Source organism: Pseudophaeobacter sp. (assembly GCF_039971195.1).
Classification (GTDB): Bacteria; Pseudomonadota; Alphaproteobacteria; order Rhodobacterales; family Rhodobacteraceae; genus Pseudophaeobacter.
Map to the genome: position 1 here is coordinate 1 of NZ_JBDWPJ010000148.1, position 11,295 is coordinate 11,295.

The 11,295-nt window shown below is 57.9% G+C and carries 9 protein-coding genes and 1 pseudogene; 3 read left to right on the top strand and 7 right to left on the bottom strand.

Annotated features, from left to right (window positions below; all coding sequences use genetic code 11):
* The 6 genes from rsmA to lptF form a co-directional block, all read right to left on the bottom strand.
* On the bottom strand, window positions 1–709 hold a 709-nt coding region (gene rsmA, locus ABJP42_RS13155; protein WP_348341059.1), incomplete at its 3' end, for a 16S rRNA (adenine(1518)-N(6)/adenine(1519)-N(6))-dimethyltransferase RsmA.
* 83 nt (window positions 710–792) lie between these two features.
* Window positions 793–1,782: a 4-hydroxythreonine-4-phosphate dehydrogenase PdxA gene (gene pdxA, locus ABJP42_RS13160; RefSeq protein WP_348341061.1), complete on the bottom strand. Its 990-nt coding sequence runs from the start codon at window positions 1,780–1,782 to the stop codon at window positions 793–795.
* Entirely contained in the window at window positions 1,779–3,038 is a 1,260-nt protein-coding gene (locus tag ABJP42_RS13165; RefSeq protein WP_348341063.1) for a peptidylprolyl isomerase, read from the bottom strand. The genes pdxA and ABJP42_RS13165 overlap by 4 nt, the downstream gene beginning before the upstream one ends.
* Window positions 3,023–5,185, bottom strand: coding sequence for an LPS-assembly protein LptD (locus ABJP42_RS13170; RefSeq protein ID WP_348341064.1), 2,163 nt, complete (start codon window positions 5,183–5,185; stop codon window positions 3,023–3,025). The genes ABJP42_RS13165 and ABJP42_RS13170 overlap by 16 nt, the downstream gene beginning before the upstream one ends.
* 1 nt (window position 5,186) lies before the next feature.
* Complete coding sequence (gene lptG, locus ABJP42_RS13175) at window positions 5,187–6,290, bottom strand: LPS export ABC transporter permease LptG (RefSeq protein ID WP_348341066.1); 1,104 nt, start codon at window positions 6,288–6,290, stop codon at window positions 5,187–5,189.
* Window positions 6,287–7,450, bottom strand: coding sequence for an LPS export ABC transporter permease LptF (gene lptF, locus ABJP42_RS13180; protein ID WP_348341068.1), 1,164 nt, complete (start codon window positions 7,448–7,450; stop codon window positions 6,287–6,289). The genes lptG and lptF overlap by 4 nt, the downstream gene beginning before the upstream one ends.
* 213 nt (window positions 7,451–7,663) lie before the next feature.
* Between lptF and ABJP42_RS13185 the strand changes: the two genes are divergently transcribed.
* The 3 genes from ABJP42_RS13185 (at window position 7,664) to ABJP42_RS13195 (ending at window position 11,161) form a co-directional block, all read left to right on the top strand.
* Window positions 7,664–9,139: a leucyl aminopeptidase gene (locus tag ABJP42_RS13185; RefSeq protein WP_348341070.1), complete on the top strand. Its 1,476-nt coding sequence runs from the start codon at window positions 7,664–7,666 to the stop codon at window positions 9,137–9,139.
* 7 nt (window positions 9,140–9,146) lie between these two features.
* On the top strand, window positions 9,147–9,605 hold the full coding sequence (locus ABJP42_RS13190) for a DNA polymerase III subunit chi (protein ID WP_348341072.1): 459 nt from the start codon (window positions 9,147–9,149) through the stop codon (window positions 9,603–9,605).
* Window positions 9,606–10,378: 773 nt separating this feature from the next.
* Window positions 10,379–11,161, top strand: a complete 783-nt coding sequence (locus tag ABJP42_RS13195; RefSeq protein ID WP_348341074.1) for a PilZ domain-containing protein — start codon at window positions 10,379–10,381, stop codon at window positions 11,159–11,161.
* A 49-nt stretch (window positions 11,162–11,210) separates the two neighbouring features.
* Here ABJP42_RS13195 and ABJP42_RS13200 read toward each other — a convergent pair.
* Window positions 11,211–11,295: pseudogene (locus ABJP42_RS13200) on the bottom strand (TIGR02281 family clan AA aspartic protease); the annotation flags it as partial.

Here is an 11,295-nt window from a genome sequence, read left to right on the forward strand (position 1 = left end):
GCAGCATCTTGCGACGTTGGTTGAAGCCAGCAGCAATCACCCGCGACAGGGTGGCGGAATCTGCCGGGAACCGTGGCTCTGCCAAGGCGGTGAGATGCACAACCGCGCTATGCACTTTGGGAGGGGGGCTAAAGGCCTCGGGCGGCAGGGAGAGCACGATACGGGCCTCGGCCCGCCACTGGGCCAACAGGGCCAACCGGCCATAGGCCTTGCTGCCGGGCTGGGCCACGATGCGTTCTGCCACCTCACGCTGGAACATCAGGGTCAGGCTCTGCCAGAAGGGCGGCCAGTCTTTAGGGGTCAGCCAGCGCACCAAAAGCTCGGTGCCGACATTATAAGGCAGGTTGGCGGCAATGCGCACCGGCGGGGTAAGATGCGCCAGCGGGTCGATATCCAGCGCATCGCCGTTGATCAGCTCCAGCCGGCCCGGATATGCCTCTGCGATCTCTGCCAGGGCCGGCATGCAGCGGCTGTCTTTTTCGACAGCCAGCACCCGGCGCGCACCTTCAGCCAGCAATCCGCGGGTCAACCCGCCGGGGCCAGGGCCAATTTCTAGCACGTCGCATTCGCCCAGATCCCCGGCCTGGCGGGCAATCTTGGAGGTCAGGTTGAGATCCAGCAGAAAGTTCTGCCCCAACGATTTGCGGGCCAGCAGCTGATGGGTGTCGATGACCTCGCGCAGGGGAGGCAGGGAGTCGATGGCGCTCATGTCTATATGTCCAGGGCGCGCGGCCTTGCGGGGCGCCAGTCAAAGAAAGGGTGCGGTTGGGATAGGCAGTGAGTTCGGGTGCGTCAAGTGGGCGAAGTGCTGTGCTGCGCCATGGTCTGAGCCAGTTTCAGCGCTTCTATCAAGCTGGATGGATTGGCCTGGCCGGTACCGGCGATGTCAAAGGCGGTGCCGTGGTCAGGCGAGGTGCGGATAAAGGGCAACCCCAGGGTGACATTCACGCCGCGATCAAAGTCCAGCGTCTTGATTGGGATCAGCGCCTGATCGTGATACATGCAGATCGCAGCATCATAGCGGGCGCGGGCCGCGGCGTGAAACAGAGTATCCGCCGGATGTGGCCCGGTGAGGGTCAAGCTGTCCGAATTCAGCTCGCGGATGAGATCATTGATCCACAACAGTTCCTCTTGTCCCATGGCGCCACCTTCGCCGGCATGGGGGTTCAGCCCGGCGACCGAAATGCGTGGCTGGGCAATGCCAAACTGGCTGCGCAGCCCCTGAGCGGTGATCGCAATCACCTCGCGCAGCAGGTCAGGGGTCAGGACGTGCGGGACGTCGCGCAGCGCGATGTGGATGGTGGCGGGAACCACCCGCAGGGCAGGGCTGGCCAGCATCATCACCACGCGGGATCTGCCCGCCAGATGCGCCAGAAACTCGGTATGCCCGGGAAAGGCAAAATCAGCACCGTCGATCAGGGCCTTTTTGTGAATTGGTGCCGTGCAGAGCGCCGAGGCCGCGCCGGATTTCACCAGATCAACCCCGCACTCGATGGCTTTGATCACCCCAGGCGAATTTGCGGGATCTGCCCGGCCTTTGACCCTGTCGCCAGCAAAATCCAGGGGCAGCACGGGCAGCGCCGTGGCGCAGGTAGCCAAGGCTTCGTTGGGGTGTTGGATCAGCTGATGTGGCAGATCCGCGGGCAGGTGGCGCGGGTCCCCGATCCAAAAAAACGGGCAGCTCTCTTGCAAGAGCTGCCATGCTTTGGTGGCGATTTCAGGGCCAATCCCAGCCGGTTCGCCACAGCTGAGGGCGATGGGCTGAGCACCTGGACCGGTCATTTCTCGATGATCACTGCATCCGCCCGAAGCTGTTCGATAAAGCTGTCCGAGAAGGAGGCCAAACGTTGCTGAACCAGCGCATTGGCGATGGTTTCGCGGCTTTCTCCTTCGCCCAGCTCACCGGTGCGGCCACAGAGCATCAACAGCATCAGGGTTTGACCGTTGTTGCGGGTGAGGTTGAGAGAAATCTCATTTGGGTCCAGTTTCGCCAGCTCGATGGCGATATCCTGCGAAATCTCATTCGGTGCAAGGCTTAAGCGGTCCAGCACACTTGGGTCTTGACCCTTGGCTACACCATACAGATCGTCACATGTATCCAAAGACGTGGCTATCTTTTGACCGGTGGCCTGTGCCTCTGGGCTGCGCCCGCCTGGAATGTAATAGGCTGCATAGTCAATTGCGGAATATCGCTGCTTGCTGCCAGTGACCTCGCGCACACCGCGCATTTGGAACATCGCAACTGCTCCCTGAAGCGGCAGCGGCTCGGTGATCTCGCCAGTGTCCAGCGCCAGCACGACGGGCTGCAGCTGGGGGGGCAGTTTTGTCAGGTTCATCCAAGGCAGACGCCCACCGTTGGAACGACTGTCAGAGGCGGAATACTGAGTCGCGGTGGCCGAGAAGGCCTCAAAGGAAGTCATTTGGGCGACATGGTCGGTCAGTTGCTGAACCTGCTCAGCATTTTGTTCGTTGAGCGGCACGATCAGTTCAGACAGCAGAACCTGAACCCCCCCCGATCCGGCCTGGCCCATGGCACGGTCTATCTCTGCCTCGGTGGGGCGGGCGCGGGCCAGAAAACGAGAACCAACGTATTCACGCCAGCCAAGGCCAATGCTGGTAAAGTCGCGCAGGGTTTCGGGCTCGACGCCGTTTTCACCAAGAACCTTGATGAATTCATCGAGGCTCAGATTGGCACGACCGGCCAGTTCGGTCATGCCCGCAGTGACGTCTTCAGCTGTAGGGGCAATGCCAACCCGGGCCAATTCCGCCTGTTTGAGACGATCTTTGATCAGTTCGTTCTTTGCCTCGATCTCTGGATTGCCGGGGCTGCGCAGGATGACCATGAAGAGGGCCCGCTGTTGCAGCTCGTAATTGGTGATTACTGCGTTGTCGACGATCACCGCTGGTGCGAACAGCCCTTGAGCGGCCACAGGGGAGGCGCCTGAGGAAAGGGCAAAGGCCAGAGATATGGCGGCTGCCGTTCTGGAAAAGCTCCGGATCAAGGAAACGGAGAAGGCTTGGGTCAAGAATGTCTGCATGATCGCCTGTACTGTTTGCTGCCGTTATTAACTGAAAACCCGTTCATCGAAATTGAAAAGCCAAAATCGGTCGACGGATCCACGCTTGTTGTTGAGGTATAACGACGGTTTACCGAAAGGTCGACCGTCACACATTCATTGCTATAAGCTAGGCCGAGACCTGCCCGTGTGGCCCGCGCATCTGAAATATCATAGCGCAGATTGGCGCTGGCTTTCCAGTTGGCTGAGACTTCATAAGAGCCATCAAACCAGATCTCTGACGTTTCCTGGTTGCGATTTTCCTCCGGGTCGGTGCCAAGCCAGAGATAGCTGCCAGACAGGGCGATCTGGTCGCTATACCAATCGCCACGCACCTCGGCTTTGGAGAAGTTCATGGAGTTGTTGAGCAAACCCCGCGCTGTTAGCGCGATGCCGTCATTGAATTTCAACTGACCCGCCAAAAGGATGGCAGAGGATGTTCCACCCAGTCCGGAGCTTTTGGTGAACCGGGTGTCTGCATCCTGTCGCAACACCTGACCAACAGTGGCATAGGCCTGCCAGCCTGTGCTGGCATAGCGCGCCCAGTTCACTCCATAGGCAAGGCTCAGCCCGTCTTCGCGTGCATCAGCAGCTGGAAAGCGGGAGAGAGCCAAAAGATTGCCCTGATCAAACTCAACAAAGTTGCTCTCATCTTGTGCTGCGTCTTTGCCATGCACATTGCTCCATCCCAGCTGGACAATTGGTTCCAACAACTGGGTTGCACCGCTGGTGTCCGTTTTGGACATTGGCAGACGCAAAGTCAGGGCCGAGCGCGGGGTGATGCGCGAGCTGTGCTCCGAGTAATAGGAATCATCATAGGTGGTGAAGCCATCGACGGCTGCCCCGACTTGCCATTCCAGTTCCAGCCCATGCGACAAGCGCCAGTTGCGTCGCCAGTCCAGGTCGGCAGTGAGCCGCCCCTGGTCGCGGCCATTTGCCGTGGTCTGATTGCCCTCGAGGTCTGCAGTTCGATTGTGCCCGTGTGCCTCTAGCGTCAACCGGGTCTCGCCGCCGATGGAGCTGGGGAAATAGCGTTTTTGAAAGTAAATTTCGCCGATCGTTGACGGGATCAAATCCTGGTCTTCGCTGTCCCGCAGGGTTTTGAAATTTATCAATGCGGCACTCAGCAGGCTGTCGCGGTCCGCACGCGTCAAAGTGATTTCAGAGCGCAATCGGTCAAGGTCCGGCAGGCTGTAATCCGCGATATAGGCGTCATCGGATACCGTTTTGATATCAAATTCCAATTGGAAGTCGCGCGGCAGGTCAAATCGGCCGGTTGCAAACAGATAGCCTCGGTTGTCTCCGGGTTGCAGATCATCGCGGGTATGGGCGCCTTCAAACTCGATTTCGCCGTGTCGAAAGGCCTGACGATAGCGAGCTCCGAGGGTGCGCGTGCCGCTGGAAACATAGGGCGTCAGGGTCAGGTCGCGGTGATCTCCCAGGGTAAAGAAATAAGGGATTTTGACGCCCGTTCCCAGGTTCGACGTAGTGCGGGTGGAAGGCACCAGAAAGCCACTGGTGCGCTTCAGAGTTGGATCTGGCAGTCGCACAGCGGGGAAGTAGAAAACCGGCACGTCCAAGACGCGGACCTGGGCGCTTTCAAAATAGAGTTGCTGTTCCACCTGGTCGTGGATCACCCGTTCGGCCCGGATTTGCCAGAGCGGCGGCTTGCCGTCGTCGCAGACATGGCAAGAGGTGACGGAGGTCTTGTAAAGCTGGGTATAACGGCCGCCAACCCGGGTCATTTGCAAGGAGGCCAGTTGCAATTGCTGCTGAAACACCATCCGGGCGCCGGTCAGCAGCCCATTGAGCAGATCCCGGTCCATTTCGGCGGCATCGGCCAGAATTGTAATTTCCCCGCTTTGGTCAATGCGAATGGGGCCTTCGATCTGCAGCGTGCCGCTGCTTTGCTCAAAGATGATCTGTTTGGCCTGCAGACGAATGTCGCCCTGGAAAGCTTCGACATTGCCCTTGGCAATCAGGCGACGTTCCGGGGTGATAAAGACCTGATCCGCCACCAGAATCGCTGGTTGGGCCGTTTCAGTCGAGGGCGCGACCTCCTGCGCCACAATTGGCGGTGCCAGGACGAGCCATGGAAGAACCACAGAGAGCATCAGAGCGCGGCGCATGTTATCCGTCCTCAGCATGTAAAAGCAGTCCCATTGTCAGCAAAATGGCAGCTACGGGCGGGGCCCAGGCGGCAAGAGCGACCGGTATCTGGCCGTTCTCTCCCAAAATCTGCGCAAAGTTTCGGATAAAGTACAGGCCAAAGCCCAATAAAACTGCAGTAAGCACCGCAAGGCCAGTGCCGCCAAACCGGGTGTGGCGCATGGTAAAGGCGGCGCCGACCAACACCATGGCGATCAGGAACAAAGGCCGGGCCAGTTCAACCTGGTACCAAACCTGATAGCGTTTGGTCGAAAATCCGGCCTCAGCAAGATCGCGAATGGTGCTCGGAAGATCATAGATCGAGATTCCATCGGCTGATCCCAACCGGTCGCGGATTCGATCCTGGGTAAGCGAAGTCGGCAAGCGCAGCTCGGCATGGGTTGCAGCGGTTTTCTCTGGGTTGAGCCCGGCGGTCAGGTGCCAGACTTTCACTATCTTCAACAGCCATTCTTCACCGTCCAGTTGGGCACTTTCTGCGATGATGCGGCGGATCGGACCGCCCCCCGGCGCATAGGCAATGATGGTCACGTCATAAAGAATGATATCTTCGCGCCCACCACCATAAGAGGCCGCATGCACCACGGATTGGCCATTGGGACTGCCCTGGCGCAGCCACAGCCCCTCTCCGGACAGCGATAGCACCGAAGGCCCCCCAGTCCGGTAGGTGTCCGCAAGGGTCTTGTAGCGGTTGGTGGTGGCGGCAACGATTGGGTTCAGGGTGCTGACGGCGAGCAGCCCCAGCAGGGCAGCCATCAACACTGGCGCGGCAAGGGCGCGAATGCCAGAACGCCCTATGGCGCGTGTCACCACCAATTCACTGCTGCGCGCAAGGCCGACAAACAGGACGATGGTGGTCAGAATCATGATCAGCGGCAGGAATTCACTAAGTGCGGCAGGGGCATTCAGCAGCGTTAGCCCAAGGATCTGACCAGCGCTGATATCAACGGTATCAAAACGGCGGATTTGCTCATTCAGGTCAATCAGAATAACCAGGGTCATCAGGACACCGCAGATGATGGCGAACCACTGCATGAAACGGCGGGCATAATAGAAATCCAGTTTCATGGCCCGGCCTCCGTTTTGCCCGGGCCAGCACCAAGCGCAACCGTCGGTGCCGGACGGCGGCGCGCAACGGGGGGACGGGCTGCCAGTTGCAAAAAGGCAAGGGCAATGAGTATTCCGACGCAGGCCGGCAGGTAGACCAGTGGCCAGAGTTGGGGGGCATTCATTACCGGCTCGGATACCACCCCACGCAGCCCCTCGACGACAATCAACAGCAAAAAGGCCAGCAGGGCCTGGCGCCAGACGCCAAACCGTGAATAGGACCCAAGCATCAAGGCTGAAAACCCGATGAGGGCTACGGCCACGCAGATCAAAGCGCGCGCAAAGCGAAGGTGCAATTCTTCGGCCAGGGCGCCAGCGCTATAGCCTTCGGTCTCAGTGATCGCCGCGGGATCGCGCAGCAGTTCCCGGCTTGGGATGGCACGAATGTTGCGCTTGTGATCTGTGGACTTGTTGGTCAAGGCGCTGATGTCATATGAAAAATCAGAAAAATTTGTGGTGGAGAGCTGTTGCTTTTCGCGGTCCAGCCGCTGCGCCATGCCATTGACCATGATCAGGTGGGTCTTGCCAGCCTCACGCACCAAAAACGCCCGCGTGCCAGTATAGGTCACACTTTGCTCCGGATCGCGGCGGTCTGACAGAAAGACATCATTCAAGGTGCCATCGCTGTCAATCTGGCGGATGTAAAAGGTCACGCCCTTGGCGGGATGCAGGAAATTGCCTTCGGTCAGAAGCTTGGCAGTGATGTTGCGGGAGACTTCCTGTTCGCGCAGCGCCAGCTGGTTGATCGAGTTGGGCAGTAGGAAATGGGTGAGAATCGACATCATCAAGGCAGTGATCAGCCCAAAGGCCAGCGCCGGTTTTGCCATTTGCCAAGGGCTGGAGCCGGTGGCGCGCAGCACTGTGAGTTCGCTTTCGCTTTGCAATCGGTTGGTGACCCAGACCGCCGAGGCAAAGACCGCAACTGGTAGCACCATCCGAATAAGGTTGGGCAGGGCAAGGGCGGTGAACTCCAGAAAGACAAGCGCAGTCTGACCGTCGCCAATTAGACGGTCAAACAGCACCACCGCCCGGTTTACCCAGAAGACAGCAACAAGAATTAGCGCAAAGAAGCCGAAGAACAGCAGATATTGCGACAGGACATATCTGTCGAAGCGTGACACTCGATCCCCCCAGACCCTGCCGTTATCGTTTTGTGGAACCTTAGAGGATTTGTTTCCCGGGGAAAACTGCAATCTGCGCCAATACTGAGATCGCTGTTTCCGTCGGCAAAGAGCCGCAGAGATGCGGTGCCCCTTGGGGCTGGCCATTGCAACGGCAGCGGGTTACCTGTTGACTTAACAACAGAGACTTGACCCCGACAGGAGCCCTCAGACATGAGCACTTTGCCCGCCATTCGATTTGCCGATTATGACCCCAAGGAATTGTCTGGCATGACCGGTCATGTGGTTGTTCTGGTTACCCCAGAGGGGGTTATGGATCAGGCGGCGCGCAGTGCCAATCGGCTCACCAAGGGCGCATTGGCGCGGTTGATTGCGGACCCCGGCTTTGCAAAACACAAGCCCGGAACGGTGATCTCGCTGTGCTGGCCCGCAGGCATGGCAGCCGAGGCGCTGTTGGTTTTGGTGTTGCCACGCCGTGTCACCCCGGTAGAGGCCCGTCAGGCCGGCGCAAAACTGGTCGGTGCAGCGCCTGAAAAATCGCTCACGGTGATGGCGGGATCAATGCCAAAGGCGGCGGAACTGGCAATGGGCATTGCCCTGCGCAGCTATGGTTTTGACAATCACAAATCCACTGCCGAGGCAAAACCAGCATCGAAAGTGACTATCGCGCATAAGGCCCATGAGGAGATCTCGGCAGCTTACGCGCCGCTGGCAGCGGTGGCCGAGGGTGTTCACATGACCCGTGATCTGGTCAACGAGCCTGCCAATGTGCTGACCACAACCGAATTTGCCCGCCGAATCGAAGAGATGTCTGAGATCGGGTTGGAGATCGAAATTCTGGATGAACCCGCCTTGGAAGACCTGGGCATGGGCGCGCTTCTTTGTGTGGGGCAGGGTTCTGACAGCCCCTCCAAGGTTGCCATCATGAACTGGAAAGGCGGTACCGAAGGCGAGGCGCCTCTGGCATTGGTTGGCAAAGGCGTGGTCTTTGATACCGGCGGTATTTCCTTGAAACCGGCTGCGGGCATGGAAGACATGACCATGGATATGGGCGGCGCTGGCGTTGTAGTCGGCACCATGAAAGCCCTGGCTCTGCGCAAGGCGCGTGCCAATGTGGTGGGGCTAGTTGGTCTGGTGGAAAACATGCCTTCGGGCAATGCCACCCGTCCTGGCGATGTGGTGACCTCGATGAAGGGCGATACCATCGAGGTGATCAACACCGATGCCGAGGGGCGGTTGGTGCTTTGTGATGTGTTGTGGTACACGCAGGAGCGGTTCAAGCCTGCGGGCGTCATCGACCTGGCCACCTTGACCGGTGCGGTGATCATCGGCCTTGGCCATGAAAACGCAGGCGTTTTCTCCAATGATGACAGCCTTTGCAATGGATTCCTCAAATCTGCTAAGGCGACGGACGAAGGCGCCTGGAGACTGCCGCTGGGGCAGGGCTATGATGACCAGTTGAAATCCCGGATTGCCGATATGAAGAATGTCGGTGGCCGTCCGGCGGGCTCGATTACAGCGGCGCAGTTCCTACAACGCTTCATCAAGGACGACATGCCTTGGATCCATCTGGATATCGCCGGGGTGGCCTCGGTCAAATCCGCCACCGCCTATGCGCCCAAAGGGGCCACCGGCTGGGGCGTTATGGCGTTGGATCGTTTGGTGCAAGACAGGTTCGAGATGGAATAACACAGCCATGGGGGCCGCCTATTTTTACCATCTGACCCGCCGTCCACTGCAGGAAACCCTGCCGGTGCTGTTGCAAAAGGCCCGTGGTGCGGGCTGGCGCATAGCCGTGCGCGGGCAAGATCTTGACCGGATGCGCTGGCTGGATGACAGCCTGTGGCAGGGCAGTGACGACAGTTTTCTGGCCCACGGGTTGGCGGGCGGTCCCCATGACGCGCTGCAACCGATCTTGCTGACCACAACAGCCGAGAGCGCCAATAGGCCGGAATGTATCATGACGGTGGATGCAGCTGAGGTTACCCCCGAAGAGGTGCAGGCCCTGGAGCGGGTCTGTATCCTGTTTGATGGCAACGATCAGGACGCGGTCCAGCAGGCGCGCGGACAGTGGAAAGCGCTGACAGGGGCAGGCTGCGCTGCTCAGTATTGGTCCGAGGAAACTGGCCGCTGGGAAAAGAAGGCGGAAGCCTGACAGGCTCTGCTTTTCTGGCTGTCAAAACCCCGGTAGCGGCCATCATTTGTTGAACGCTTCGCAGCTACGTTTTGCCAACAGTGCAACCTTCTTGGAGTGAGAGTTTAGGTTGGCCTCAGTCTGCCAGATCCCTGGGCTAAAACACATTGAGCGACGTGAATCCCAGTTTTCTGCTTGGGTGTTTGTCTCTTGCAATCTGTGAAAGGTTGTTCCAGCAGCTTGCCCTGCACCAATGCCAATTGTGGAGACTGCAAGGTAACAAAATCGCCGGAGGACTGGGTTGGAACAACTTGGGTCTGCTGGCAGATGGCAGGCGGATAGGTACCTCCCATTTCCTTTTAGGATACTTTGCTAGGAGCCTTTCAGTGAAATCATGCAACTTTGAGGCATCAGGAGACCGTTAATTCCATTCGAAGTAAGGGTTTCTTAGCTGGTTTTGCAAATAGTGAGGGTGACTAGCTAGATTCTACGCTTTCCGCGACTGCGGACGGAGGGTGAGGGGCATCAAAAAGAGATGCTTCAAACGGTGTGAGTGCAGATCAAATGGTGTCGTCCGGCTGATCTGAAGTGAGTATGATGAGATGAGAACGAGCAACGGAAATGATCCAGTTCGAAAATGCTTTGGCGCTTTTGGGCGGCCACAGCAGACCATCTTTTCTCTGACAGCTGCCGCTGCTCAGTGGGGGAAACAGGGATTTGCCATCCTGTTCCTACTCTTTTTCCTTTTGCCAGCCAACAAAGCAGCTGCCGCCACCGGCGAACTGAGCTGCAGAGTGTTTGACGAATTAACTACTCTCGTTCATCTGAGCGAAGAGTTTCTGGATGATGTGGAAACAGGCGCTGATACAGGGGCCGCTGGTCGGCTTTCTCAGTTCCTCAGGCAAACTCCAGTGGTAGACCTGCGCATGCGCCTCTCTGAGAACGGTTTTGACAAGATCAGCGGTCCCACTTCGAAATACATGGCCCTGCAAAAAACCCTGTTGAAGATCCGCTCTATCGGCGGCCAGTTCAAAGCTGCTGAAACTGCACGTAAACTGCGGTCGCGCGCGAAAACAGATGCTTACCGCAAGGAGCTGGTGTCTTTGCCCTGTATGGATGTCAACGGCAACCTGCGTGCCTTTGGCGATACCTCCAGTGATTTCCTGGTCTCGACCCAGACAGCAAGCATTGGCGCTGTTTCTATTCTTATTTTTGGTGTCATCGCATTTATCCTAGTTGATCGCATCCACAAAAAGAACTCCGGCAAGAAAAAGCGCTTTCTCTGCAGTGCGGATTGTCATGTTAAGGCCCCGGATCAGGACGAGAAATCCGAAGCTCAGATTGTCGATGTGAGCCAGATTGGGGCAAAGGTGAAATCCGAAGCGGCCTGTTCTGTCGGGGGAGACATTGAGGTAACGATCCCGGAAAAGAAGATGGTCTTCCCTGAGCACACGGTGATCTATGACAGCTGGACAATTCCGGCTCGGGTGCTTTGGCGTAAGGGCGATTACCTTGGTTTGGAATTCAAAGGGTTGCTGGAAAAGGATCATCTGGAACAGCTGGTCTCTGCCAGCTGAGGGCCTTGTCCCAAGCAGGATGCCAATTTCGCCGACCACCAGCAGGCAGTTAGCGTGTTAAGACTAAGGCGCCGTTGCGAATTTCAATGCTGGACCAGCGCTGCAGGTAGCTCATGCCCAAGAGCGATTTTTCC